Annotated in this window: 24 protein-coding genes; 14 read left to right on the top strand and 10 right to left on the bottom strand. The window is 66.0% G+C overall.

What is annotated here, in order from left to right:
- Positions 1–63: 63 nt before the first annotated feature.
- Positions 64–753 (bottom strand): DNA-binding transcriptional regulator CsiR, encoded by a 690-nt coding sequence (gene csiR / locus SD196_RS12670; protein WP_275607329.1) that lies wholly within the window; start codon positions 751–753, stop codon positions 64–66.
- Between the two features lie 194 nt (positions 754–947).
- On the opposite strand from csiR, the gene glaH reads away from it, so the two are divergent.
- The 5 genes from glaH to gabP all read left to right on the top strand — a co-directional run bounded on the left by glaH (position 948) and on the right by gabP (position 7,699).
- On the top strand, positions 948–1,925 hold the full coding sequence (glaH, locus tag SD196_RS12675) for a glutarate dioxygenase GlaH (protein ID WP_275607328.1): 978 nt from the start codon (positions 948–950) through the stop codon (positions 1,923–1,925).
- Between the two features lie 133 nt (positions 1,926–2,058).
- Complete coding sequence (lhgO, locus tag SD196_RS12680) at positions 2,059–3,309, top strand: L-2-hydroxyglutarate oxidase (protein ID WP_275611958.1); 1,251 nt, start codon at positions 2,059–2,061, stop codon at positions 3,307–3,309.
- Positions 3,310–3,347: 38 nt separating this feature from the next.
- Positions 3,348–4,796, top strand: coding sequence for an NADP-dependent succinate-semialdehyde dehydrogenase (gabD, locus tag SD196_RS12685; protein ID WP_331314602.1), 1,449 nt, complete (start codon positions 3,348–3,350; stop codon positions 4,794–4,796).
- A 72-nt stretch (positions 4,797–4,868) separates the two neighbouring features.
- The gene (gene gabT, locus SD196_RS12690) at positions 4,869–6,146 is read left to right on the top strand and encodes a 4-aminobutyrate--2-oxoglutarate transaminase (protein ID WP_275607326.1); all 1,278 of its coding nucleotides are present in this window, start codon (positions 4,869–4,871) and stop codon (positions 6,144–6,146) included.
- Positions 6,147–6,292: 146 nt separating this feature from the next.
- Positions 6,293–7,699, top strand: coding sequence for a GABA permease (gene gabP / locus SD196_RS12695; RefSeq protein WP_416311572.1), 1,407 nt, complete (start codon positions 6,293–6,295; stop codon positions 7,697–7,699).
- Between the two features lie 102 nt (positions 7,700–7,801).
- Here gabP and SD196_RS12700 read toward each other — a convergent pair whose 3' ends face one another.
- Both SD196_RS12700 and SD196_RS12705 read right to left on the bottom strand, forming a co-directional pair.
- Positions 7,802–8,650, bottom strand: a complete 849-nt coding sequence (locus SD196_RS12700) for a nitrilase family protein (protein ID WP_275607324.1) — start codon at positions 8,648–8,650, stop codon at positions 7,802–7,804.
- A 23-nt stretch (positions 8,651–8,673) separates the two neighbouring features.
- Positions 8,674–10,167, bottom strand: coding sequence for a purine-cytosine permease family protein (locus tag SD196_RS12705; protein ID WP_275607323.1), 1,494 nt, complete (start codon positions 10,165–10,167; stop codon positions 8,674–8,676).
- A gap of 290 nt (positions 10,168–10,457) precedes the next feature.
- Between SD196_RS12705 and SD196_RS12710 the strand changes: the two genes are divergently transcribed.
- Positions 10,458–11,381 (top strand): LysR family transcriptional regulator, encoded by a 924-nt coding sequence (locus tag SD196_RS12710; protein ID WP_370601484.1) that lies wholly within the window; start codon positions 10,458–10,460, stop codon positions 11,379–11,381.
- A 122-nt stretch (positions 11,382–11,503) separates the two neighbouring features.
- On the opposite strand, the gene SD196_RS12715 is transcribed toward SD196_RS12710, so the two are convergent.
- The 3 genes from SD196_RS12715 to SD196_RS12725 form a co-directional block, all read right to left on the bottom strand.
- Positions 11,504–12,253: a Mut7-C RNAse domain-containing protein gene (locus tag SD196_RS12715; protein WP_331314613.1), complete on the bottom strand. Its 750-nt coding sequence runs from the start codon at positions 12,251–12,253 to the stop codon at positions 11,504–11,506.
- A 58-nt stretch (positions 12,254–12,311) separates the two neighbouring features.
- Positions 12,312–13,013 (bottom strand): EthD domain-containing protein, encoded by a 702-nt coding sequence (locus SD196_RS12720; protein ID WP_275607320.1) that lies wholly within the window; start codon positions 13,011–13,013, stop codon positions 12,312–12,314.
- 140 nt (positions 13,014–13,153) lie between these two features.
- Complete coding sequence (locus SD196_RS12725) at positions 13,154–13,807, bottom strand: peroxiredoxin (RefSeq protein WP_370601486.1); 654 nt, start codon at positions 13,805–13,807, stop codon at positions 13,154–13,156.
- A 304-nt stretch (positions 13,808–14,111) separates the two neighbouring features.
- Here SD196_RS12725 and SD196_RS12730 point away from each other — a divergent pair, with 304 nt between their 5' ends.
- Positions 14,112–14,402 (top strand): GYD domain-containing protein, encoded by a 291-nt coding sequence (locus tag SD196_RS12730; protein ID WP_275607318.1) that lies wholly within the window; start codon positions 14,112–14,114, stop codon positions 14,400–14,402.
- A 91-nt stretch (positions 14,403–14,493) separates the two neighbouring features.
- On the opposite strand, the gene SD196_RS12735 is transcribed toward SD196_RS12730, so the two are convergent.
- Positions 14,494–15,627 carry an LLM class flavin-dependent oxidoreductase gene (locus SD196_RS12735; RefSeq protein WP_275607317.1) on the bottom strand — a complete coding sequence of 378 codons (1,134 nt, stop codon included), beginning with the start codon at positions 15,625–15,627 and terminating at the stop codon, positions 14,494–14,496.
- A 137-nt stretch (positions 15,628–15,764) separates the two neighbouring features.
- Positions 15,765–16,949, bottom strand: a complete 1,185-nt coding sequence (locus SD196_RS12740) for an acyl-CoA dehydrogenase family protein (RefSeq protein ID WP_275607316.1) — start codon at positions 16,947–16,949, stop codon at positions 15,765–15,767.
- Positions 16,950–17,191: 242 nt separating this feature from the next.
- Between SD196_RS12740 and SD196_RS12745 the strand changes: the two genes are divergently transcribed.
- From SD196_RS12745 to SD196_RS12760, 4 genes are read left to right on the top strand one after another with little or no spacing between them, the layout of a single operon-like run.
- Positions 17,192–17,710, top strand: a complete 519-nt coding sequence (locus SD196_RS12745) for a flavin reductase family protein (protein WP_275607315.1) — start codon at positions 17,192–17,194, stop codon at positions 17,708–17,710.
- A 38-nt stretch (positions 17,711–17,748) separates the two neighbouring features.
- Positions 17,749–19,377, top strand: a complete 1,629-nt coding sequence (locus SD196_RS12750) for an FAD-binding protein (protein WP_416311738.1) — start codon at positions 17,749–17,751, stop codon at positions 19,375–19,377.
- Between the two features lie 12 nt (positions 19,378–19,389).
- A complete protein-coding gene (locus SD196_RS12755; protein WP_331314627.1) occupies positions 19,390–20,145 on the top strand; it encodes a glucose 1-dehydrogenase in 756 nt (251 codons plus the stop codon).
- Positions 20,146–20,157: 12 nt separating this feature from the next.
- Positions 20,158–21,237, top strand: coding sequence for a 2Fe-2S iron-sulfur cluster-binding protein (locus SD196_RS12760; protein ID WP_416311573.1), 1,080 nt, complete (start codon positions 20,158–20,160; stop codon positions 21,235–21,237).
- 245 nt (positions 21,238–21,482) lie between these two features.
- Here SD196_RS12760 and SD196_RS12765 read toward each other — a convergent pair whose 3' ends face one another.
- Entirely contained in the window at positions 21,483–22,259 is a 777-nt protein-coding gene (locus tag SD196_RS12765; protein WP_416311574.1) for a glucose 1-dehydrogenase, read from the bottom strand.
- A 14-nt stretch (positions 22,260–22,273) separates the two neighbouring features.
- Positions 22,274–23,029 carry an SDR family NAD(P)-dependent oxidoreductase gene (locus SD196_RS12770; protein WP_275607311.1) on the bottom strand — a complete coding sequence of 252 codons (756 nt, stop codon included), beginning with the start codon at positions 23,027–23,029 and terminating at the stop codon, positions 22,274–22,276.
- Positions 23,030–23,268: 239 nt separating this feature from the next.
- Here SD196_RS12770 and SD196_RS12775 point away from each other — a divergent pair, with 239 nt between their 5' ends.
- The 3 genes from SD196_RS12775 to SD196_RS12785 all read left to right on the top strand — a co-directional run bounded on the left by SD196_RS12775 (position 23,269) and on the right by SD196_RS12785 (position 26,283).
- A complete protein-coding gene (locus SD196_RS12775) occupies positions 23,269–23,748 on the top strand; it encodes a nuclear transport factor 2 family protein (RefSeq protein WP_331314636.1) in 480 nt (159 codons plus the stop codon).
- A 150-nt stretch (positions 23,749–23,898) separates the two neighbouring features.
- Positions 23,899–24,645, top strand: coding sequence for an SDR family oxidoreductase (locus SD196_RS12780; protein ID WP_331314638.1), 747 nt, complete (start codon positions 23,899–23,901; stop codon positions 24,643–24,645).
- A gap of 66 nt (positions 24,646–24,711) precedes the next feature.
- On the top strand, positions 24,712–26,283 hold the full coding sequence (locus SD196_RS12785; protein ID WP_416311575.1) for a FadD3 family acyl-CoA ligase: 1,572 nt from the start codon (positions 24,712–24,714) through the stop codon (positions 26,281–26,283).
- The last annotated feature ends 204 nt before the right edge of the window (positions 26,284–26,487 follow it).

The raw sequence follows: 26,487 nt of genomic DNA on the forward strand, positions 1-26,487 counted from the left end.
AATCGCGATGCGAAGCGGCGCCTCGAGCTATCGCGATTGAGCGTGTACCCAGCCCGCAGGGGCTCAGCGTGTGCCGTTCGCCTGCATGATCTGGGCGATGATCGGCACCGGGGTCATCAGGTGGGTGCGCATCATCTCGCTGGCGCGCTTGGCGTCGCGGGTGAGGATGGCGTCGACCAGCGCGGCGTGCTCCTGGCGCTTGAGCTCAAGGGCCTGTTCGGAGAACACCGTCTGGGTCAGCCACAGATGGCGATAGCGCTCGGCCTGGTCGAACAGGTAGGTGCGCGCCTGCAACAGGTGCTTGGAGCCGCAGCCGGAGGCGATGGCGGTGTGGAAGGCCTTGTGGCGCTGGTCCCAGACGTCCAGACGCTGCTCGCGGGTCTTCACTTCCATCACCTTCGCCAGGGTGTGGGACTGGGCCAGCACCGAGGCTTCCCAGGCATCGTCGCCGCGTTCGATGGCGAGGCCGACGATCATCGCCTCGAGATTGGCGCGGGCATCGTAGATGTCCTGCATCTCTTCCAGGGACATGGGCGCCACGCGGTAGCCCTTCTGGCTGATGGCGACCACCAGTTTTTCCGCTACCAGCTGCGAAAGGGCTTCGCGCAGGGGGCCGACGCCCAGGTCATAGCGCTCTTTCAGGGCGCTCATCAGCAGCTTTTCACCGGGCTTGAACACCCCGCGGATGATGTCCTGCTTGAGCCACTCATACCCGCTGAATGCCGAGTTTTGACGGGGAGCGAGAGCTTCCAAAGTCCTGTTCCTCAAAGCGTTTTGCGGATCATACCGAAACGTCGTATGGACGAAAAACAATAGACAGATTAGAGAATTGAATTTGTTTTATAAAAATGTAGACATTTTGTTTTGATGGCGATATTTTTTGATCGCCCGCCTGATCCAGGTCATTGCTGGACGGCCCAATCCATCCCCTATGCCAGGACACCGCCATGAACGCCTTTACGAAGATCGAGGACCTTGTGATGCCGCTGCCGCACGAGACCCGGGGTTACACCGTCGCCCCCTCGAAGCAGTCGCCCCGCCTGTTGGAGTTGACCTTCGCCCGCGAAACCGTCGACGCCTTCGTCAAGGCCGTGGCCGAGTGGCCGGTCCAGGCGCTGGAGTACAAATCCTTCCTGCGCTTCCGTTTCGGCGAGATCCTCGACCAGCTTTGCGAAGGCACCCTGCGCCCGGTGCTGCTGAACACCATCCTCGGTCGTTCTACCGGCGGCATGCTGATCAAGCCCGTCGGCCTGGATGACGTGAGCCAGGCCGAGGACATGGTGAAATTCACCACCGCCTGCGCCCACCTGATCGGCCGCTCCAACTACGACGCCATGAGCGGCCAGTTCTACGCACGCTTCGTGGTGGTCAACACCGACAATTCCGACAGCTACCTGCGCCAGCCGCACCGCGTCATGGAGCTGCACAACGACGGCACCTTCGTCAACCAGATCACCGACTACGTGTTGATGCTGAAGATCGACGAGAAGAACATGGAAGGCGGCAACTCCCTGCTGCTGCACCTGGACGACTGGGAGCAGTGCGACGAGTTCTTCCGCCACCCGCTGGCCCGCCGCGACATGCGCTGGACCGCGCCGCCGAGCAAGAACGTCACCGAGGACGTGTTCCATCCGGTGTTCGATACCGACGCCGAAGGCCGCCCGACCATGCGCTACATCGACCAGTTCGTGCAGCCGGCCAACTTCGAGGAGGGCATCTGGCTGAACGCGCTGTCCGAATCCCTCGAGGGCAGCGCGCAGAAGCTGTCGGTGCCGGTGCCGGTGGGTAGCTTCCTGCTGATCAACAACCTGTTCTGGCTGCATGGCCGCGACCGCTTCACCCCGCACGAAGGGCTGCGCCGCGAACTGATGCGCCAGCGTGGCTACATTAGCTACCAGAAGCCGCGCTACCTGCGCGGTCAGTAATCAGGCAAGCAGGCTGGAGGGCCGCCCCGGGCGGCTCTTCGCCGTGTCCGGAAACGTCGGCCCCGCCATCGAGGCGGCTGGGCCGATGCGGACCGCGTATCGATTTGCAGCGCCCCGGCGCGAGGTAATGGCTGTGTACGATTTCATCATCATCGGCGGCGGCATCGTGGGCATGTCCACGGCCATGCAGCTGACCCAGGTTTACCCGGACGCCAGGATTCTCCTGCTGGAGAAGGAATCCGGCCCGGCCCGGCACCAGACCGGCCACAACAGCGGCGTGATCCATGCCGGCGTCTACTACACGCCGGGCAGCCTCAAGGCGCGCTTCTGCCTGGAAGGCAACAAGGCCACCAAGGCCTTCTGCAACAAGCACGGCATCCGTTTCGACGAATGCGGCAAGCTGCTGGTGGCCACCAACGAGCTGGAAATGGAGCGCATGAAGGCGCTCTGGGAACGCACCGCCGCCAATGGCCTGGAGCGTTCCTGGCTGTCCGCCGCCGAACTGCGCGAGCGTGAGCCGAACATCGTCGGCATGGGTGGCATCTTCGTGCCCTCCAGCGGCATCGTCAGCTACGCCGAAGTCACCGCCGCCATGGGCCGCGAGTTCCAGGACGCCGGTGGCGAGATCCGCTACAACGCCGAAGTCACCGGGCTCGACGAGCGCGCCGACGAAGTGGTGGTGCGCACGGGCAGCGACGAATTCCACGGTCGTTACCTCATCACTTGCTCGGGCCTGATGGCCGACCGCGTGGTGCGCATGCTCGGCATCGAGCCGAACTTCATCATCTGCCCGTTCCGCGGCGAGTACTACCTGCTGCCCAAGCAGCACAACCAGATCGTCAACCACCTGATCTACCCGATTCCGGACCCGTCCATGCCGTTCCTCGGCGTGCACCTGACGCGGATGATCGATGGCACCGTCACCGTCGGCCCGAATGCGGTGCTGGCCATGAAGCGCGAGGGCTACCGCAAGTCCGATATCTCCGTCGCCGACCTGTTCGAGACCCTGACGTCCCCCGGCATCCTCAAGGTGCTGGCAAAGAACCTGCGCCCCGGCCTGATCGAGATGAAGAACTCCCTGTTCAAGGGCGGCTACCTCAAGGAAGTGCAGAAGTACTGCCCGAGCATCACAAAGGCCGACCTCACTGCCTACCCGGCGGGTGTTCGCGCCCAGGCAGTGTCCCGCGACGGCAAGCTGATCGACGATTTCCTCTTCGTGAACACCCCGCGCAGCATGAACGTGTGCAACGCACCGTCGCCCGCTGCGACCTCGGCGATCCCCATCGGCGCCTACATCGTTGGCAAGGTTCGCGAGCAGATCGACGGCAGCCAGGCCGGCTTCACCGTCAAGGCCACCGATAACAAGCAGCGGGCCGCCGGCTGAGCCGACGTCACCGCCGTCCAACCCCGAGGATGACACGCGTGCAACTCAAAGATCCCACTCTGTTCCGCCAGCAGGCCTACATCGATGGCGCCTGGGTCGATGCCGACAACGGCCAGACCGTCCAGGTCAGCAATCCGGCCACCCACGAGATCATCGGCAGCGTGCCGATGATGGGCGCCGCCGAGACCCGTCGCGCCATCGAAGCCGCCGACAAGGCCCTGCCGGCCTGGCGTGCGCTGACCGCCAAGGAGCGCGCCAACAAGCTGCGCAAGTGGTTCGACCTGATGATCGAGAACCAGGATGACCTGGCTCGTCTGATGACCATCGAGCAGGGCAAGCCGCTGGCCGAAGCCAAGGGCGAGATCGCCTACGCCGCCTCCTTCCTCGAGTGGTTCGGCGAAGAAGCCAAGCGCGTCTACGGGGACATGATCCCCGGCCACCAGCCGGACAAGCGCCTGATGGTGATCAAGCAGCCGATCGGCGTGACCGCCGCCATCACCCCGTGGAACTTCCCCTCCGCGATGATCACCCGCAAGGCCGGCCCGGCCCTGGCCGCCGGCTGCACCATGGTGCTCAAGCCCGCCTTGCAGACCCCTTACTCCGCCCTGGCCCTGGCCGAGTTGGCCGAGCGCGCCGGTATTCCGAAAGGCGTGTTCAGCGTCGTCACCGGCAATGCCGGTGCAATCGGTGGTGAGCTGACCGGCAACCCGATCGTGCGCAAGCTGACCTTCACCGGCTCGACCGAAATCGGTCGCCAGCTGATGGCCGAATGCGCCAAGGACATCAAGAAGGTGTCCCTGGAACTGGGCGGCAATGCGCCCTTCATCGTGTTCGACGATGCCGACCTGGACGCCGCCGTCGAAGGCGCCCTGGTGTCCAAGTACCGCAACAACGGCCAGACCTGCGTCTGCGCCAACCGCCTGTACATCCAGGACGGCGTGTACGACGCCTTCGTCGAGAAGCTGCAGGCCGCCGTGGCCAGGCTGAACATCGGCAACGGCCTGGAGCAGGGCATCACCACCGGTCCGCTGATCGACGCCAAGGCCGTGGCCAAGGTCCAGCTGCATATCGACGACGCCGTTTCCAAAGGCGCCAGGGTGGTCGCCGGCGGCAAGCCGCACGCCCTGGGCGGCACCTTCTTCGAGCCGACCATCCTGGTTGACGTACCGAAGAACGCCCTGGTGGCCAAGGACGAGACCTTCGGCCCGCTGGCGCCGCTGTTCCGCTTCAAGGACGAGGCTGAAGTCATCGCCCTGTCCAACGACACCGAGTACGGCCTGGCCGCCTACTTCTATGCCCGTGACCTGTCCCGTGTGTTCCGTGTCGGCGAGGCGCTGGAGTACGGCATCGTCGGCGTCAACACCGGGATCATCTCCAACGAAGTCGCCCCCTTTGGCGGCATCAAGGCCTCGGGCCTGGGCCGCGAAGGTTCGAAGTACGGCATCGAGGACTACCTCGAGGTCAAGTACCTCTGCCTCGGCGTGTAAGCACGGCCAACCATCCACCTTCCCTGCATGGGCCGTGGCCCGTGCAGGGCGATCGCACTACCGGAGTCAACGATGAATACCAACCAGAGCCTGCAACAACGCCGCATGGACGCCATTCCCCGTGGCGTCGGCCAGATCCACCAGATCTTCGCCGAGCGCGCCGAGAACGCCACCGTGTGGGATGTCGAGGGTCGTGAGTACCTGGACTTCGCCGGCGGCATCGCCGTGCTGAACACCGGCCACCTGCACCCGAAGGTGATGGCCGCCGTGCAGGAGCAGCTGGCCAAGCTGACCCACACCTGCTTCCACGTCTTCGGCTATGAGCCCTACGTGGCCCTAGCGGAGAAGATCAATCAGCTGCTGCCGGGCAACTTCGAGAAGAAGACCCTGCTGGTCACCACCGGCGCCGAAGCCGTCGAGAACGCCATCAAGATCGCCCGCGCCGCCACCGGCCGCAACGGCGTGATCGCCTTCACCGGCGCCTATCACGGCCGCACCCAGTACACCCTGTCGCTGACCGGCAAGGTGGTGCCGTACTCCGCGGGCCTGGGCCTGATGCCCGGCGGCGTGTTCCGCGCCCAGTACCCGAACGCGCTCCACGGCGTGTCGGTCGACGAATCCCTGGCCAGCATCGAGCGCATCTTCAAGAACGACGCCGCACCCCGCGACATCGCCGCGATCATCCTCGAGCCGGTGCAGGGGGAGGGCGGCTTCAACGTGGCGCCGAAGGACTTCATGGCCCGCCTGCGCGCCCTGTGCGACGAGCACGGCATCCTGCTGATCGCCGACGAAGTACAGACCGGCGCCGGCCGTACCGGTACCTTCTTCGCCATGGAGCAGATGGGCGTCGCCGCCGACCTGACCACCTTCGCCAAGTCCATCGCCGGCGGCTTCCCCCTGGCGGGCGTGGCCGGCCGCGCCGCGGTCATGGACGCCGTGGCCCCTGGCGGCCTGGGCGGCACCTATGCCGGCAGCCCGGTTTCCTGCGCCGCCGCCCTGGCGGTGATCGAGGCCTTCGAGAGCGAGAAACTGCTGGATCGCGCCAAGTCCGTGGGGGAAATCCTCAGCAGCGGCCTGCGCCAGATCGGCGAGCGCCACAAGAGCCTGGTGGAGGTACGCAACCTCGGCGCCATGGTCGCCGTGGAACTGTTCGAGGGCGGCGACCTGAACAAGCCGGCCGCCGAGCTGACCGGCAAGGTGGTGGCCAAGGCGCGCGAGAAGGGCCTGATCCTGCTCTCCTGCGGCACCTACTACAACGTCCTGCGCATCCTGGTTCCGCTGACCGTCAGCGATGCCGACCTGCAGCGTGGCCTGGCCATCATCGGCGAGTGCTTCGACGAGTTGGCATAAGGCTTTAGAGCGTCACCCCTGGTCCCCTGCTCAACCCGTTTCTGCCCCGGCTACCGGCCGGGGCAGGGCGGGCTTTTTGGGCTCGCGCCAGGTGATCACGGAGAGCCGCGCCGTTCTCCGGGCACGACAAGAACAAAGGTAATGCCATGCAGACAGACAAGAACAACCTGAGTCACGGGCTGAAGTCCCGCCACGTGACCATGCTTTCCATCGCCGGTGTGATCGGCGCCGGCCTCTTCGTCGGTTCCGGCCGCGCCATCGCCGAAGCCGGCCCCGCTACCATCCTGGCCTACATCTTCGCCGGCGCCCTGGTGGTGCTGGTCATGCGCATGCTGGCCGAAATGGCCGTCGCCTCGCCGGATACCGGTTCCTTCTCCACTTACGCCGACCATGCCATCGGCAAGTGGGCCGGCTACACCATCGGCTGGCTGTACTGGTGGTTCTGGGTACTGGTGATCCCCATCGAAGCCAACATTGCCGCCACCATCCTCAACTCCTGGATACCCCAGCTGGATATCTGGGTACTGTCGCTGGCCATCACCCTGCTGCTCACCGCGACCAACCTGTTCAGCGTGAAGAACTATGGGGAATTCGAGTTCTGGCTGGCCCTGGTGAAGGTGGCGGCCATCGTCGGCTTCATCATCCTCGGCGCCTGCGCCATCCTCGGCCTGCTGCCCAATACCGGCGTGAGTGGCGTTTCGCGCCTGTGGGATACCGGCGGCTTCATGCCCAACGGCTTCGGCGCCGTGCTCAGCGCCATGCTGATCACCATGTTCTCCTTCCTCGGCGCCGAAGTGGTGACCATTGCCGCCGCCGAATCCGACGCGGCCGAAAAGCAGATTTCCAAGGCCACCAATTCGGTGATCTGGCGGATCACGCTGTTCTACATCCTGTCGATCTTCATCGTCGTCGCCCTCGTGCCCTGGACCGACCCGCGCCTGGCCAGCGAGGGCTCCTACGCGACCGTACTGGAGATCCTCGGCGTGCCCCACGCCAAGGCGCTCATCGATGTGGTGGTGCTGACCTCGGTCACCAGTTGCCTGAACTCCTCCCTCTACACCGCCTCGCGCATGCTCTATTCCCTGAGCCGCCGTGGCGATGCGCCGGCGTGCGTCCAGGCGACCACCAGCAGCGGCACGCCGATCTACGCCGTGCTGTTCTCCACCGGTGCGGCGTTCCTGACCGTGATCGCCAACTACCTGGTTCCATCCAAGGTGTTCGGCTTCCTCATGGCCAGCTCCGGCTCCATCGCCTTGCTGGTCTACCTGGTGATCGCGATTTCCCAACTGCGCATGCGCAAGCGCCTGACCGCCGAGGGCAAGGCCATCCAGTACCGCATGTGGCTGTTCCCGTGGCTGACCTGGGGGGTGATCGCCTTCATCCTCAGCGTGCTGGTGGTCATGTTCTTCCGCCCCGACCACCGCATCGAAGTCATCGCCACCGGTTTGCTGACCCTCGTCGTGGTCTGTTCCGGCCTGCTCGTCTCCCGCCGCAGGGCTCGGGAAGAGCTGGCCGGGAAATCCGGTGGATTGGCGCGCATCACGGACATCTGAACGCGGGGCGCACGGCTGCTTCGGGGAGAAGAAGCAGCCGTGCGGCCGCGATCGACCCGAGGCTGACGATTGCCCGCAGGCCAGAAGGCGGGTTGGCTGCGCTCATGTGCCCAGCAACCCTTGTTTGTCATAGAGGCGGGGGCGGCGGTCCTGGTGGAGATGGTTGTGGCGACTGATTCGCTTGTTTCGTGCTTCTGCCAGGTTCAGCGTGGCCAGTAGTATCTGCTCGCCGCCGTCCTCTGCCGGACCCGCTTGCGGGAAGCCATCCGCATCGACGATCACCGAGCCTTGTACCCAGTCCACTCCGCGTTCGTTGCCGTGTCGGTCGCATGCGGCGATGAACAGTCGGTTGACCGACGCGTTGGCCTGTACGCGAACCACTTCCGCCGGGCGCTCCTGGTTCGGGCGAGGACCCCAGGGCCAGTTCACCGGGGCGCACAGCAGTTCGGCACCGGCCAGGGCGGGCAGGCGCACCCATTCGGGAAACTCCAGGTCGTAGCAGATCATCACCGCGATTAGCCCGAAGGCCGTTTCAACGACCGGCGGCGCGTCATTGCCAGCGGTGAAGATGGCGTTTTCGCCGTCCCACAGATGAGCCTTGCGATAGACCGTACGCACGCCAGTGGCATCAACCAGTGCTGCGCTGTTGGCTACCCGGTCACCATCCAGCCGCTCGCAGAAGCCGCCAACGATGACGATGCCCAACTCCCGCGCCAGTCCCTGCCACAGCTGTAGCGTCGGACCTTCCTGCGTTTCGGAAAGCGCAAGCGCCTCGGCCAGGTCGCGGAACACGTAGCCGCTCTGCGCCAGTTCGGGCAATACGATCACCTGTGCGCCCCGCAGTGCGGCGGTGCGTATGGCCCGTTCGCTGGTGCGTCGATTGTGGGCGGGGTCCCCCACGCTCGGCGCCAACTGGCAACAGGCCACGGTGACAGGTTTCGAAGCAATCATGGATGAGGTTCCTGCTGTTGGAGTCACTGGCGCTCGCCGGCCATGGCGAGGATGTCAGATTCGCTGATGGCGTCGACCACCCGGCGCTCCGCGTCCAGGTCCAGGGAGCGGCTGAGCATGAAATAGGTCAGGCCGGATACCAGCAGGCCTACCAGCCAGGCCACGTCCACGCCATCGAGCATCCGCGCGATGGGGCCTACGAAGACCTCCTTTCCGGCTGCGGCGTCGTAGATGTAGAAGAACGGGATCATGCAGACGAAACCCACCACATAGGCCAGGATGCCGCGCATCTGCCAGGCGCCATAAATGCCGTTGGGGGTGAAGAAGTGAGGGATGGCGTAGCGGCCCTTGCGCACGCCGAAGTAGTCCACCAGGTTCACCGCGGTCCAGGGCACCAGGAAGTACAGCATCAGCACCAGGAAGGTATTGAGAATGGAAATGCCGTTGCCGCGAATCGACAGGACGCACGCCAGGAGGACCAGGGTAATGACCAGGATCGACAGCACCCGGACGCGTGGCGTGGGAGTGATTCGACGCACGGAATCAACTCCGGTGAGCAGGGTCAGCATGGCGCTGTAGGTATTCAGGGCGATCACCGGCAGGAATCCGGCCACCGATACCAGCACCAGGACATGGCCCAGCCCTGGCAGCAGCGAAGACCCGACCCGATCCAGCGCCACCAGCGCATCGGATGCTTGCAGCAACTGCGCCAGCCAGGCGCCCAGACCGATCATCCAGGCCCCCGACAGCGACGCGCCGAGGAACACCGCGGCAATCAGCCTGGCGCGGCTGGTGTGCCTGGGCAGGTAACGCGAGTAATCCGACACGTAGGGTGCGTAGGAGATGTTGTAGCTGGCGGCAATGGCGAACTGGGTGGCGAAGGCGACCCAGTTGAAGCCCAGGTGGCTCGATTGTGCGGCCGGTACATCGCTTTGCCCGGCGCCGAACATCAGCGCAAGCGTCACCAGCGAGTAGAGCGGCAAAGTCAGTATCAGCGCCCACTTGAATGCTTTGTGCATCAGGTCGTGGCCATAGATCGACAGCAGGGCGCCCACGGCAATGACGGTACAGGCCACCGGCACAGGTTCAAGGCCGAAGACATTGTGCAGGCCGTCCATGATCAGCGAGACGTTGACCACGTTGAAACCGACGAATACGAAAAGCGTGGCCAACAGGGCCAGCACGACTCCGCGATAACCGAACTGGGCTCGCGACTGGATCATCTGCGGCAGCCCCATCTCCGGTCCCTGGGAACCATGGAATGCCATGAACAGGGTGCCGAACATGATTCCGAGCGCACCGGCCAGGGTCGTCCACAGTGCCGAAAGGCCCAGGCCCGGTCCGACGAAACCGATGGAAATGGTGAAGAAATGGAAATTGCCCAGGAACCAGAATGGCCCCTGGCTGGAGAGTCGGGCATGGCGCTCGGACTGCGGGATGTAATCGATGGAATGGCCTTCGATGGCCAGCCCTGTGCCGGTTTCGGCAGTATGGGCGGTATGGCTGGACCCGGACATGGGAGCGCTCCTGCTAAACGCAATATTGTTCTTGTGGAGGATTCGATACGGTCACTTACATATGGAGTCCATCTATGCTGCGCGTCTAGCGGCTGGCAGCGACGGGGAATGGCGCGCGCGTCGTGCGCAGCCGAGCCTGAACCGCCGGTGACAGCTGCCTTTTGCGTCCCTACACTTGCGCAAATCCGTGCCGTCGAAGTCAGAATCTAGGCGTAGTCACCGCGCCATAAAATAACGCGCACCCACTGTTCACATAGATCGCTGTCTATATAAGCCGCCTGAGGTTCGAGATGCTGGGTAACGTATCGGAACTGGATATCCGCCTGATCCGGGTGTTTCTCGCCGTGGTCGAGGCGGGCGGTATCTCCGCCGCGCAAGGGGCGCTCAATACCACTCAACCGACCATCAGTGCCCAATTGGCATCGCTGGAGACACGCCTTGGCTTCCGGCTCTGCCAGCGCGGTCGTGCGGGCTTCGCCCTGACGCCCAAGGGCAGCCAGTTCCTCGATGCGGCGCGACGTCTGCTCGCTGCCGCCGAGGGCTTTCGGCTCGAAGTGCAGCAGATCAACCGTACCCTCAGTGGCACCCTCAATATCGGCCTGCTGGGGCAGATCGACCCGCAGGCGAACAAGCAGATCGCCCTCGCTGTCGCACGCTTGCGCGCGCGCCATCAGGGCCTGTTCTTCCAGTTCACCGAACTGTCCTCGTCCTTTCTTGAAGAGAAGCTCATCAACGGGCATCTCGACCTTGCCATCGGCTACTTCTGGCGCCGCCTTGACACCCTGGACTATCAGCCGTTGTTCCGTGAGACCCAGATCGCCTACTGCGGCGTCACCCATCCCCTGTACCGGTCTGCTGGCGAGCTGGGCCACAGCGATGTCGCCGAGCACGAATGGGTCTGGCCCAGCCATCCGCTTCCGGAAATGCCGGCTCCCACGGCACTGGAGCGACTCACCGCGCTGACCGACAGCATGGACGGTGCAGCCCTGCTGATACTTTCCGGCCAGCACCTGGGCTTCTTGCCCGAGCATTACGCAACCAGGCACGTCGAGCAGCAGCAACTGTGTGCGTTGAATCCTGATCTCCTGCGTTATGAAGTGGACTTCCAGGCCGCCATGCGTCGCTCATCCCGTCCTGGTGAGCTGGTAAGCGCCTTTCTTGAGGAGTTGATGGAAGTGTTCGGCGTGCAGAAGGCGCGTCCCGGCGACCGATAACCAGTCCCAGTTCATTGCGTAGGCGTTGGCTTGCGCAATGAATTTCCGGGCTACCCTGGGGAACTGGCCAGGATTGTTCCTGGCCGATTACAAGCGCTGGGCATGAGGCCTTCCTGCTGGCTCTACGAACAGTCCGCGCGCAGCAGCGGCTCCAGCAACGCCCGCATGCTGCGCCAGTGGGAGCCTTGCCAGAACACCTGGTCACAATGGTCGCAGGACAGGAACCGCGCATGCCGCTCGGCCACCTTCGGCGGCACCCGTAAGCGTGCCTGTTCCGCCGGCAGTTCGCGCAGCGGGTGGTTGCAGCGCAGGCAGCGGCTGAAGGGGCGGGCGCTGCGGGCCAGGTCCAGTCGTTCGAAGAGCTCCGCCAGTTGCTCCCGTGACTTGCGCGCGTGCAGGTAGCAGCCGTGGCTGATAATCCGGCGCTTGAGCAGCTCGCGGTCGCGGGTGAGCACGATGCGTCCCTGGTGCGCGCTGATCTCGGCGATCTCGCCGTCGTCGAAGGCGTTCTCGTACAGGGTGTCGAAGCCGCTCATGCGCAGCAGCGCCGCCAGGCCGCCCAGGTGGGCGTCGGCGACGAAGCGCAGGACTCGCAGGGGGCTGGCCCGCACGCGCAGCAGCGGGCTGATGTCCAGGCGTTCGAACATGGGGTAGACCGCCAGGCGGTCGCCATCGAGGATCGCGCGGTCGAAGTTCACCGATTCGCCATCGAGCAGGATCAGCTCCACCTCGGTGTGGGGCACGCCCAGGGCCTCGATCATGTGCTTGACCGTCGCCCCGTCCGGGCAGGCGCAAGCGAACTCGCACCGGCGGCGGTCGGCGGGCAGGAAGTCGTTGAGCTCCTCGTAGAAGCGGAAGATGGCGCGGTTCATGCCATTGAGTATGGCAGCCGCGAAGGGGCGGAGCCTGGGCGCCGCCCGGAGTGCGACGTTAGAGCGTGTACTGGCTGGTGAGCACCACGCCCAACTGGTCGAAGTCGATGAAGCGCTGGCAGCTGTCCATCATCATCGCGAGGTTGCGCTGGAACTTCTCCTCGTCGCCCGGAGCGTCGAAGAAGGCCATCGGGTCAGTCATCGCTGCCGGCGGGAAGCATTCCTCGACGATTGCCGCCAGGGGCGTGGCGCCGGGGGTGAGTACCTGCACCACCAGGTTCTGTACGTAGAGGAAGTTGTCCTGGGTATCGATGGCGACCCGCATGTGGTGGTTCTGCCAGATGTCCAGCCAGGCCGTGTGCGTCAGGCGCGGCGGCAGTTGCAGGAAGGCCAGCTGGGAGAAACCGTGGGTGCGCTGGCCGGCCTGGGCGGGAAAGCGGGTATTGGGGATCGGCACCGATTCGCAGACCAGGTAGCCGGCGATCCGTGAGCAGGCAGCCTGCAGCGCCTCGTCGTACGGGCGGCGGAATTCGCCCACGGCGCTGTCGAGCCAGAAGCTCACCACCGCGTGCGGCAGCGCGCCGGCCTGTTCCTGGCGCAGGCCGTCGGCCGGGCGCACGTCGGCGTCATCCAGGTTGAGTTGCACGTTGTGCGCACCCAGGCGGACCAGACGATCGGTCAGCTCCGTGCGCAGCTGCCGGAAGAAATCCTCGGCGTCGGTGCGACTGTCACGCCAAAGTAGATAGATGACCTTCTGCATGGCAAAGCTCCTCGTTCTCGACATGACCCGTTCGGGCGAAGAGTTGCAACCATGCATGGGGTGCCGGCCGGCGCCATCGTCTGTGCGGACTAGCCGGCCGGTGAAGCGCCTTCCTCCCGCTTCCGGGAGGGCCGAGGGCGTCACTTGGGCTGGGCGACCACCCGCAGATATGGCTTGAGGGTCTTGAAGCCTTGCGGGTACTTCTTCTGCGCGTCTTCGTTGGACACCGAAGTCGGGATGATCACATCGTCGCCCGGCTTCCAGTTCACCGGCGTCGCCACCGTGTGCTTGGCGTTGAGCTGGATGGCGTCGAGCAGACGGAGGATTTCGTCGAAGTTGCGTCCGGCGCTCATCGGGTAGGTGAGCGTGGCCTTGATCTTCTTGTCCGGGCCGATCAGGAACACCGAGCGCACCGTCGCGTTGTCCACCGCCGTGCGCGGGCCGCCGCTGGCGTTGGGGTGGATCATGTCGTAGAGCTTGGCCACCTTCAGGTCATCGTCGCCGATCAACGGGAAGTTCACGGCGTGGCCCTGGGTTTCGGCGATGTCGCCGACCCAGGCGAGGTGATCGCTGACCGGGTCGATGCTCAGGCCCGCCACCTTGGTGTTGCGCTTGTCGAATTCCGGCTTCAGGCGGGCCACGTAGCCCAGTTCGGTGGTGCAGACCGGGGTGAAGTCCTTCGGGTGGGAAAACAGGATCGCCCAGTGATCGCCGATCCACTGGTGGAAGTTCAGGGTGCCTTCGGTGCTGTCTGCGCTGAAGTCGGGGGCTTCATCGCCTATTCGTAGGGACATTTCCGTTCTCCGTGTGGGCTTGGGGTGTCTGGACCGGCCGCGGGAGCCAACGGCCGGTCCCTGGGCTGAAAAGTATAGGTGGGCGTTCGGCGCTCGCCCTTGGGGCAACGGATCAGCGGTCGTGCAGGGCCCGCTGGGGCTGCTAAGCCTGTTCTATGGAGGTCGTCGGATGGGTGATGGTCGACGTGGCTCGCGATGGCAGGGATGTCGCGTGCATGCACGTCGGGAAGGGTGGCGGTCTTCTTCCGGTGCAGTGGCTTCCGCACCCTCGACCGTCGCCGCTGCATTCGACAGGAGCTGAACCATGGCTACCTTCATTTCCCTGGTGAATTTCACCGACCAGGGCATCCGCAACGTCAAGGACTCGCCGGACCGCTACACCGCCTTCCGGGCAATGGCCGAACAACTCGGTATCTCGGTAAAGGCTGCCTACTGGACGACGGGCGGCTACGACATGGTGCTGATCGTGGAAGGCGCGGAGGACGTGGCCACCACACTGCTGCTCAAGGTGGCGTCACTGGGCAACATTCGCACGCAGACCCTGCACGGCTTCTCGGAGCAGGAGTTCCGCGGGCTGATCGACGCAATGCGCTGAGGCAAAGCGCAAACGGGGCGGCCCGAAACCGGCGCCGCCCCGTGCAGTGCATCCCTTGTCCGACCCGCCAGGAGCGGGTCGGATCCTCGAATCAGGCGTTCCTGGCCTTGTCGCGGAAGTAGGGGATGACCTTCTCGCCGATGTTCTTCAGCGTTTCCAGCTGCGCCCACTGCGGCACGGTGCCCATCTGGCAGATGAAGAGGATTTCATCGGCGCCGGCGTCGATCAGGCGCTGCACGTAGCCGATGCAGTCGTTCACGGTGCCGTAGGCGTGGTTGGGGTTCATCATCGCCATGGTCGGGTCGGAGAAGTCCACGGAGACTTCCTCGGAGGCGAAGCGCGAGCGGATCACCGCCTGGCCGTTGCCGTCGACGAAGGTGTCGTCCTGCCACTTGGCCGGGTCCGGGCGCTCGCCGCCGGCGTACCAGTAGGCCAGGGATTCCATGAAGTAGCGCTGGCCACGGATACCGATGGCGCGCGCCTTCTCGTTGTCGTCCAGGACGATGGCCGGGCAGAGCGCGGCGATGTGGCGGTTGGGGCGGAAGCCGACCTGGTCCGCTTCGTCACGATTGTCCCAGGCTTCGTGGTACACGGCCACCTTCTTGGCGATCTCTTCCGGGCCGCCGAAGCCCAGCACCAGGGCACCCATGCCACGGCCGCCGGCGTTCTTCAGCGACTCGGTGTTGGTGCAGGCCAGGTACATCGGCGGGTGCGGGTCCTGATAGGGCTTGGGATGGATCGGTCGCTTGGGGATCTTCACGTATTCGCCGTTATGCTCGATCTCGTCCTGCACGAACATCTTCGGGATGAGGTACATGGCTTCGTCGATCTGCGGCTGCAGGGTGGCCAGGTCGTAGCCGAAGGTGCCGGCTTCCTGCTGGGTGCCGCCCTTGCCGACGCCGAAGTGCACGCGGCCCTTGGACAGCAGGTCGAGGGTGGCGATGCGCTCGGCGACCTTCACCGGGTGGTTCATCGCCGGCGGCAGGCAGACCACGCCGTGGCCGATGCCGATGCGCTCGGTCTTGCCGGCGACGAAGGCCAGCATGGTCTCCGGGGCGGACATGTGGGAGTAGTTGGTCAGCGCGGTGTGCTCCACGCACCAGAAAGTGTCGAAGCCGAGCTTGTCGGCCAGCACGGCCTGTTCGACGGTGTCATCGAAGACACGACGGTCGCCTTCACGGGTGCTGTCCAGGGTCTGGGCTTCGTAGATCAGAGAGAATTTCATGGGATGCGTCCCTTGTTGGAATTGTTGGCCGACGGGATCAGCCTCGTGGACCATGTTCTGTGTTCGCCGGCACCTCGGAATCGCCCGAATGGACTACGCCGAAATGCCGGATGGTTCTTGAGCCCCAGGGGGCTGCGTCAGAGGAAGAAGTCCGTGGAGTCCGCGCCCATGCTCACGCCGCCCAGGTTCCAGGCGTACTTGGCCGGGCTGTTGGCGACGTGCGCGCGACCGGTGTGGATGTCGCGGAAGGCGCGGTTGATCGGGTGCTCGCGGAAGATGGTGGAGGCACCGCTGTTGAACATCAGCGCGCCGGCTGCGCGGGCGCACTTGTCCGCCACCAGGGCGGAGTCGTAGCGCATCTTCACCCGCTCGGGCATGGTCAGCGGCTCGCCGTCACGGGCGCGCTGCATCATCAACTCGAAGTTGCGCAGCAGCACGGTGCGGCACTCGTCGGCCACCACCATGGCGTCTGCCAGCGCCTGCTGGGCGCCCGGGTCCTGGCCCATCTTGCGGCCATCGTTGACGCCGACGCGGGCACGGTTGTGCTCGACGAACAGGTTCACCGCGCCCTGCAGCGCGCCGATGGCCGAGGAAGACACCGCGCGCACGAAGATCTGCCCGAACGGCAGGCGGAACAGCGGCGCGGTGTTCACCGCATTGCCCGGGCTGTTCTGCATGAAGCCGTCGAGGGCGCGGTGGGTGCGGTAGTCGGGGACGAAGGCGTCTTCGACGAGCACGTCGTGGGAGCCGGTGGCTTCCAGGCCCATCACGTTCCAGTTGTCGAGGATCTGGTAGTCGCTGCGCGGCACCAGGAAGGTACGGTAGTCCGGCGCGCCGCCCGGTTCGCTCGGCGGCACCATGGCGCCCAGGAAGGCCCACTGGCAGTGCTTGCTGCCGCTGGAGAAGCCCCAGCGACCGGACAGGCGGAAGCCGCCTTCCACCGGGGTGACCTTGCCCACCGGCATATAAGAGGAGGAGATCAGCACGCTGGAGTCCTTGCCCCAGACGTCCTGCGCGGCGCGGTCATCGAACAGCGCCAGCTGCCAGTTGTGGATGGCCACCACGCCCAGTACCCAGGCGGACGACATGCAGCCCTCGGCGAGGGTCATCTGCACTTCGAAGAAGTCCTTGGGCTCCAGCTCGTAGCCTTCCCAGCGCGCCGGTTGGAGGATGCGGAAGAAGCCGGCTTCGTGGAAATCACGGAGGGTTTCCTCCGGCAGCTGGCCCTGGCGTGCGGCGTCGGCGGCGCGTTCGCGCAGCACCGGCACCAGTTCGCGGGCGCGCTGGCGGAGGCGCTGGCGGATCAAATCCTGGTCGAGCATCTTGTTGTTCTCCTGTGGTCGCCCCGCAGGGCCTGCGCTTGCCCACCGCGCAGCTACGCAGGGGCCTTCACGGGCATTTGAACAACGCACAACGGGCTCGACATCCTACAAACGGACCATATCCGCCGAGGCTTCGGCACGCCGGGGCGACTAGTCCCCTCGGACGATGTTGCGGCCCGGGGCCGGTCACAGAATTCATCGCACAACACCAAGAGCCAACCAGCCCAGCGAGGTCCCGTGCGATGAGCCAAGACAATCTGAAAGCCGACATGATCCAGGCGATGCGCCGGCTGGCCAAGTCGGTGACCATCATCACCACCAGCGATGGCAGCGAGCGTTTCGCCATGTCCGCCACTGCCGTCGATTCGCTGTCGACCGAGCCGCCGTCGCTGCTGATCTGCGTGAACAAGACCGCCTCGCTGCACCGCGTGCTGGATTCCGGCGCGGACTTCTGCGTGAACATCCTCGGCCAGGAGCAGGAGCATCTGTCGCACCTGTGCAGTGGCCCGGTGAAAGGCGAGGGCCGCTTCGCCAGCGGCGACTGGCGCGCCTCCGAGTGCGGCGTGCCGTACCTGGCCGACGCCCAGTCCAGCGTGATCTGCGAGCAGGACGGCAAGTTCACCTACGGCACCCACACCATCTTCATCGGGCGTATCCGCGAGATCCGCAACAACCCGCGCATCACCCCGCTGATCTACGTGAACGGCACCTACACCACGGCCGTCGCCGTGCAACCGGTGAACGTGGCGGCCGCGGGTTGAAAACCATGAACGGCGTCGGGCCGATCGCTCCGCTGCGTATGGGCGAGGGCGCGCAGCCGAACTGGCACGCGCAGACCGACCTGCTGGTGGTCGGCTTCGGCGGCGCCGGTGCCTGCGCCGCCCTGGAGGCCCGCGAGCGCGGCCTCGAGGTGCTGGCCCTGGACCGCTTCACCGGTGGCGGCGCCACCGCGCGCAGCGGCGGGGTGGTCTATGCCGGCGGCGGTACGCCGTACCAGGCCCGCGCCGGCTACAACGACGACGCAGACTCCATGTTCAGCTACCTGCGTGGTGAAGTCGGCGACGCCGTGCAGGCCGAGACCCTGCGCGATTTCTGCGAGCGCAGCGTCGAGCAACTGGCCTGGCTGGAGCGCCACGGCGCGCGCTTCGAGGCCAGCGTGCCGCCGCACAAGACCTCCTATCCGAGCGATCGCTACTACCTCTACTACTCGGGCAACGAGTCGGTGCCGGCCTATGCCAGCCTGGCTCGTCCGGCTCCGCGCGGGCACCGCACCAAGGGTGCCGGCATGTCCGGGGCGGCGCTGTTCAGTGCCTTGCGCGCCTCCGCCAAGGAAAAAGGCGTGCAGCTCTACAGCCAGTGCCAGGTGCGCCGGCTGGTGCAGGATGCCAGCGGCGCCGTGGTCGGCGTCGAAGCCTGGCGCCTGCCGCCGGGCAGCCTGGCGGCGCGCCGCCATGCCTGGCTGGGGCGCATGGCCACCGCCGTGCATCCCTACGCGCCGCCGCTGGCCGAGCGCCTGATCGCCGCGCTGCGCCGTATCGAACTGAATCACGCCGAGCCGATCCTGATCCGCGCACGCAAGGGCGTGCTGCTCAGTGCCGGCGGCTTCGTCTTCAACCGCGAGATGGTCGCCGAGCATGCGCCGCAGTACCTGCCCGCGCTGCCCCTGGGCACGCCGGGGTGCGACGGCAGCGGCATCCGCCTGGGGCTTGGCGTGGGCGCCGCGGCGCAGCGCCTGGAGAAGATCAGTGCCTGGCGCTTCATCAACCCGCCGCTGGCCTGGGCCCGTGGGGTGATCGTCAACGCCCGGGGCGAGCGCTACTGCAACGAAGAGGTCTACGGCGCCACCCTCGGCCACGCCATGGTGGAAGAGCAGGGCGGCCGCGCCATCCTGATCCTCGACCGTGCGCTGCTCAAGGAATCCCTGCGCCAGGTGGGGCCGGGCAAGGTCTGGTCGTTCCAGCGCCTGCCGGTGCTGCTCAACCTGTTGTTCAACCGCCGCCGTGGCGATACGCCTGCCGCCCTGGCCCGCGCCATCGGCGTGCCGGCCGAGAACTTGCGGCACACCCTCGAGGAATACAGCCGCGCCGCCCGCGGCGAGCATACCGATGCCTTCGGCAAGTCCCCGGCGATGCTCGCCGACCTGGACGACGGCCCCTGGTACGCCCTGGACCTGTCCGTCGACAGCAAGCTCTACCCGTGCCCGGCCATCACCCTCGGCGGCCTGCGCATCTGCGAGCGCAGCGGCCGCGTGCTGGACAACGCCGGTACGCCAATTCCGGGGTTGTACAGCGCCGGCCGCAACGCCGTGGGTGTTGCCTCCAACCTCTACATATCCGGCCTGTCCATCGCCGACTGTGTGTATTCCGGCCGTCGCGCCGCCGTCCATGCGGCGTCCCGCGTGCCTGCCGCCATCCCTGAAACCGCCTGAAGGAAAACAAGCATGAATCGAGTTCAAGGCAAAGTGTGCATCGTAACTGGCGCGGCCAGCGGCATCGGCCGCGAGGACGCCCTGCTGCTGGCCGCCGAAGGCGCCCGCGTGGTGATCACCGACCTCAACGAGGAGGCCGGCCGCGCCGTGGCCGCCGAGATCGGCGACAACGCGCTGTTCATCCGCCATGACATCGCCAGCGAAAGCGACTGGAAACACGTGATCAGGACCACCGTGGAGCGCTTCGGCCGTCTCGATGTGCTGGTCAACAACGCCGCCATCCTGGCCGTGGCCAGCATTGAGGACACCAGCCTGGAACTGTGGCGCAAGGTGCAGACCATCAATGGCGACGGTTACTTCCTCGGCTGCAAGTACGCCATCGAAGCGATGAAGGAAACCGGCGGCGGCTCCATCGTCAACATGTCCTCGGTGGCGGCCCTGGGCGGCATGGCGGCGTTCTGCGCCTACTCCGCCTCCAAGGGCGCGGTGGCGGCCATGACCCGCTCCATTGCCGTGCACTGCAAGCAGCAGGGCTACCGCATCCGTTGCAACAGCGTGCACCCGGACGGCGTCAACACCCCCATGACCCAGGCCCTGGCCGGTGGTCAGCCGATTCCCCAGGAGGCGCTCGACGCCGACCCGATGAACCGCATGTGCGCGCCGCGGGATATCGCCAACGTGGTGCTGTTCCTCGCCTCGGATGAGTCGCGCTTCATCAGCGGCGCCGAGCTGCGTGTGGACAACGCCCAACTGATCAGCGGCGTCTGACGGAGCGTGGCGATGGGCAGTGCGCAGACCCTGGCGCCGCAAGCGGAGCCAACCGTCGCCGGCACCTTCCGCCTGGAGGTGGCCGACGTCATCGAGGAAACCGCCGACGCGCGCTCGCTGGTGCTGCGTGTGCCGGCGGAACTGGCCGGGCGCTTCAAGTACCGCGCCGGGCAGTTCCTCAGCTTCCGCGTGGCGCTCGACGGCAAGACTCTGACGCGCTGCTACTCCATGTCCAGCACGCCCGGGCTGGACGAGACGCTGCGGGTGACGGTCAAGCGTGTGGCCGGTGGCCGGGTGTCGAACTGGATGAACGAGCGCGTGCGTCCGGGCGACGAACTGGACGTGCTGCCGCCCGCTGGCCACTTCCATCTCGGCGAGGTGACGCGCGACCTGCTGCTGTTCGGTGGCGGGTCGGGGATTACTCCGGTGTTCTCCATCCTGCGCGAGGCGCTGGCCCATCGCGACTGCCGCATCCGCCTGGTGTACGCCAACCGCGATACCGACTCGGTGATCTTCCGCGACGCGCTGCGTCGCCTGGTCTCCGAGCATGGCGAGCGCCTGCAGGTGATCCACGTGCTGGACAACCTGCAGGGCTTCCTCGCCGCCAGCGACGTGCGTCATCTGCTGCGCGGCTGGGAAGAGGCCGAGTGTTTCATCTGCGGTCCCGGTCCGTTCATGGATACGGTGGAAAGCACGCTGCTGCGTGAAGGCGTCGACTCGGCGCATATCCATGTCGAGCGCTTCGTTTCGCCGCCCGATCCGGACGCGCAGGAAGCTGCTAGCGAAGAGGCCCGCAGCGCCGCCGTCGAATCCGGTGCGGAAAGCCTGGTGGTGGCGCTGGACGGTGCCGAACACCAGGTGGCCTGCATCCCCGGTGAAACCCTGCTGGAAAGCTGCCGCCGCGCTGGCCTTGCGCCGCCGGCCTCCTGCGAGGAGGGCTTCTGCGGTGCCTGCATGTGCAAGGTGGAGCAGGGCGAGGTGCTGCTGCCGCGTAACGACGTGCTCAGCGCCGCCGAGATCGCCGAAGGCTGGACGCTGGCCTGCCAGGGTCGCGCTGGCAGCCGCGAGGTGCGGGTGCGCTTCCCCGATTGATGGTTTTTGTTGAATTGCTCTCGAGTGTGGGGCTTGTGCCGCCCCTTCCTTCACCCGGCTTCGGCCGGGTTTTTTTTGCCTGATTTATGGACGGTCGGGCGAATTGACCGGGGGACTCGGGAGGTCGGCCTGGCTGGCAGTGGGGTGAGTGCTGTGGTGCCAGCGGTGGCTGGCGATTGGCCTGGCGAGAGGTCTGGCGAGAGGTTGTGCGGGCAGCCCCTTGGTCCGGGGCTGCCCGCAGCAGCTCAGATCGGCGAGCCCGGCAGGCCCGGGTAGTAGGCGCCGGCCGCCACGCCGCCATCCACCGATAACTCGCTACCGTTGCAGTAGCTGGCGTCGTCGCTGGCGAGGAACAGCGTGGCGCGGGCGATTTCCTCCGGCGCGCCGATGCGCTGCTGCGGCACCGTGCGGTACTGCCCGGCCAGTTCGTCGCGCGTGGCGCCGGTGGGGTTGGACATCAGGGTATCGACGCCGCCTGGATGCACCGAGTTGACCCGCACGCCGTGTGGCCCGAGCTCCAGCGCCGCGACCTTGGTCAGGCCGCGCACGCCCCACTTGCTCGACACGTAGGCGGCCAGGGCGTTGACGCCGCGGAGCCCGTCCACCGAGGAAATGTTGACGATCGAGCCGCACCCCTGTTCGCGCATGATCGGCGCCACGCTGTGGATGCCGAGGAAGGTGCCGGTCAGGTTGATCGACAGCGCTCGTTCGAACTCCGCCTTGGACAGTTGCTCGATGGCGCCGAACACCAGCACGGCGGCGTTGTTCACCAGCACGTCGATTCGCCCGTGACGCTCCAGAGTGGCCTGCACCAGGCGCTGCCAGTTTTCCTCGCAGCCGACGTCCAGGCGCTGGAAGCTGGCTGCTTCGCCCAGCTCAGCGGCGAGGGTCGCACCTTCCTGCTCCAGGAGGTCGGCGATGATGACGTGGGCGCCTTCGGCGACGAACAGGCGGGCGGTTTCGGCGCCCATGCCACGGGCGCCTCCGGTGATGATGGCGATCTTGTTTGCCAGACGTTGCATGGAAATCTCCTTGTTCAACCCCAGTAGGCCTGGCCGCCATCCAGCGGGATGGTGGCGCCGGTCAGGTAGCGGGCGTTGTCGCTGACCAGAAAGGCCACGGTGCGGCCGATGTCGGCCTCGCAATCGCCGACGCGCCGCAACGGAATGCTCTGGAAGAACGCCTCGGCCTCTGCCGGATGGGCGTCCACCCAGCCGCGCAGCCCTGGCGACAGGGCGTGAGGAGCGATGACGTTGACGCGGATGCCGTCCACGCCCCATTCGCAGGCGGCGGCGCGGCTCAGGGAGCGGATGGCTTCCTTGGTGGCGGCGTAGTGGCCGTAGCCGGAGGCATCCCAGCGCACGGCGGCGGAAGAGGCCAGATTGACGATTGAGCCGTTGCCCTTGAGGTGGGGGTAGCAGGCGCGCATCAGGCGCAGGGTGGCCATCGGCCCCGAGTCGATGCCCTTCATGAAGTCCTCGTCGCTGACGTCGAGGATGCGCCCCAGCGGCACGATCTGCGCGTTATTGACCAGGATGTCGAGGCCGCCGAAGGCCTCCACTACCTGGGCCACGCTGCGATCCAGATCGGCTGCGCTCATCACGTCGCATTCCACCGCGAGGGCCTCGCCACCGCGCTGGCGGATTTCTTCCACTGTTTGCTCCAGCGTGGCGCGGGTGCGACCCGCCACGGCGACCCTGGCACCCTCGGCGGCGAGGGCGAGGGCAATGCCCTGGCCGACACCCTGGCCACCACCGGTGACCAGCGCCACCTTGCCTTGCAGCATGTTCATGCGTGATGTCTCCTTATTGTTGTTGTAAGGAGGCGGCACCGCCCGTAACCACCCGAGCGTCGCGGATGGGGCGGCGGCGAGCCTCCTGGCAGGACCTGCGGTGAGGCAGGGAAGGGCAGACTTGCATCGTTCGGGATGGTGGAAATCGGCCGATCGGACTAGGGCTAGTCCCCTTGGACGATGATCGGCTGCAGGCTCGCTGACAGGCTCGTGATTCCCCCCTCATCGGAGACAAGCAGATGGCCGAGTCCGTCGAAGTCCTTCTTGAGATTGAGCAGATCCGCCAACTGAAGTACCGCTACTTTCGCGCCATCGATACCCACGACTGGGCGCTGTTCGCCAGCTGCCTCGCCGAGGACGTCACCACCCAGCTGGACAGCGGCAACTACGCCTTCGTCGGCCGCGACGCGTTCATCGCCGGGCTGAAAGGGATGATGGATCGCCCGACCCTGTTGTCGAAGCACCAGGGACACCATCCCGAGATCGAACTCGTCGGCCCCGATCGCGCCCGTGGCGTGTGGTACCTGGAAGACCAGGTGATCGATCTCGATAACGACTGGATCGTGCAGGGCACGGCGTTCTACCAGGACGAATACGTCAAGCGCGATGGCGCCTGGCTGATCCTGTCGACCGGCTACCGCCGCGTGCTCGACAACTTCACGACGCCCATCCCGGCGGATTTTCGCGTGGTGAAGAGCTGGTTTGGCGTAGCGGGTTGAGACGCCGCCGGGGCCATTGCGTTCCCGGCGGGCGTGAGCGATGTCCGGGCTTGCCACCTGGCTAGTCTCAATGGACGATCACCATCCTCCTACGGCTGATTAGACTTTCTCCGCAGGACACCCTCAGAACAACAAGACCAGAGGTACGCAATGAATCGACTGCAAGGCAAGGTCGCGGTGATCACTGGCGCGGCATCGGGCATCGGCCTGGCGTGCGCGCGCTGCTTTTCCGCGGAAGGCGCCCAGGTAGTGGGGCTGGACGTGGGCAGCGCTCCCGCCGAGTTCCCCGGCCTGTTCATGGCCCTGGACGTGCGCAACGAGAGCAACGTCGAGCAGGTGATGGGCGACGTGGTATCGCGCTACGGTCGCCTCGACGTACTGGTCAATGCCGCCGGCGTCGCCAGCCAGGGTAGCGTTACCAGTTCGCCCACCAGCGAGTGGCAGCGCGTGCTGGACATCAACCTCACCGGCAGCATGCTCACCAGCAAGCACGCCGTGGCGCAGATGGTTGCCCAGCGCAGCGGCTCGATCATCAATATCGGCTCGATCTTCGGTCTGCAGGGTTGCGACGGCAACGTCGCGTACAACGTCGCCAAGGGCGGCATCAATCAGCTGACCCGCTCCATGGCCATCGACTACGGCCATGCCAACGTGCGCGTCAACGGCCTCTGCCCGGGCCTGATAGAAACCCCCATGACCCAGATGGTGCGCGAGCAGGAAGCCTTCCACGCCTTCTTCGCCTCGCAGCACATGCTCAGCCGCGCCGGGCAGCCAGAGGAGGTGGCCAAGGCCGCGCTGTTCCTCGCCTCCGACGACGCCTCCTTCGTCAGCGGGCAGATGATCGCCGTCGACGGCGGCTTCTCCGCCGGCCGCCGCTTCGCTCCGCCGCAGGCCTGAGTCTTCAAGGCATCGGGCCGGCATTACGCCGGCCCTTCTTCGGTTTTCGTTCGTGAGTTCCCTGCCATGACCTGCCCGCAATCCGCCCTGACTATCCCCCAGTTGCTTAGCGCCGCGTCGACTGCCTATGGCGAACAGCCGGCCATCGAGGACGGCGACGTCCGCCTGAGCTACCGCCAGCTTGACCGGTGGCGCCGCCGCGCCGCTCGCGCGCTCCTGGCGCTGGGCATCGGCCACGGCGAGCGGGTCGCGGTATGGGCGCCGAACCATTGGGAATGGATAGTCGCGGCCACCGCGTTGCACAGCGTGGGCGCCGTGCTGGTGCCGCTGAACACCCGCATGAAGGGGGCCGAGGCGGGCCTGGTGCTGCGCGAGAGCGGCGCGAGCCTGCTGTTCGTCATCGGCGACTTCCTTGGCAACGATTACCCGGCGCTGCTCGATGGCGAGGAGCTGCCGGCACTGCGCCAGCGGGTGATCCTGCGCGGCGAGCGTGCTGGTGCCCTGGGTTGGGAAGCGTTCCTGGCGCTGGCCGAGACGGTTGAGGAAGCGCAACTGGACGAGCGCCAGGCGCAGGTCACGGCCGATGACCTGTGCGACCTGCTGTTCACCTCCGGCACCACCGGCAAACCCAAGGGCGTGATGACCGCCCACGGGCAGAACCTGCGCCTGGTGTCCGACTGGAGCGAAATGGTCGGCCTGCGCCAGGGCGACCGCTACCTGATCGTCAACCCCTTCTTTCACAGCTTCGGCTACAAGGCCGGCTGGCTGGCGGCGCTGATGCGCGGCTGCTGCATCCTGCCGCAGGAGGTGTTCGACGTGAACGTGCTGCTCGAACGCGTGGCCGCCGAGCGCGTCACCGTGCTGCCCGGCCCGCCGACCCTGTACCAGTCGCTGCTGGCCCATCCGCGCCGTGGCGACCATGACCTGAGCTCGCTGCGCGTGGCCGTCACCGGCGCCGCCTCGGTGCCGGTGGAAATGGTCCGGCGCATGCGCAGCGAACTGGGCTTCGAGACCATCGTCACCGCCTACGGCCTCACCGAGACCTGCGGCTTCGTCACCATCTGCCGTCCGGGTGACGACGCCGAGACCATCGCCACCACGAGCGGCCGCGCCTTCCCGGAAGTCGAGGTTCGCTGCGTGGACGCCCAGGGCCGCAGCGTTCCGACCGGCGAGCCGGGGGAAGTGGTGGTGCGCGGCTACAACCTGATGCGGGGTTACTTCGGCAACCCCGAGGCGACCGCCGAAGCCATCGACGCCGACGGCTGGCTGCACACCGGCGATGTCGGCGTGCTCGACGAGCGCGGTTACCTGCGCATCACCGATCGTCTCAAGGACATGTTCATCAACGGCGGCTTCAACGTGTACCCGGCGGAGATCGAGCAGACCATCCTCGGCTATCCGGGCGTGGCCCAGGCGGCGGTGATCGGCATCCCCGACGAGCGCCTGGGAGAGGTGGCCATGGCCTTCCTGCTGCCGGCGGCGGGGCAATCCATCGACCTCGACGCCTTCCTCGCCTGGTGCCGCGAGCGCATGGCCAACTACAAGGCCCCGCGCCGGGCCATGCTGCTCGATGCGCTACCGTTGAACGCCGCGGGCAAGGTCACCAAGGCTGCCCTGCGGGAGCTGGCGGCGAGCTGATACAACCGAATCCTTTGGCTGGTCATGCCCCGCGGGGGAATCTACCCGCGGGGCTTTTTTTTGCCTGGTGGTTGTCTCCTACATCCCGACATCCGGGTCTTCGCTTCGCTCAGACTTCCCTCGCTCCGGTATCGCTCCGAGGGTCGGCGTAGAAGGGCCATCCCTGGCCCTTTACGCCTCTCGCGGCATCCATGCCGCTGGCCC

Source organism: Pseudomonas macauensis, from assembly GCF_047902425.1.
In the GTDB taxonomy this organism is placed as follows: domain Bacteria; phylum Pseudomonadota; class Gammaproteobacteria; order Pseudomonadales; family Pseudomonadaceae; genus Pseudomonas.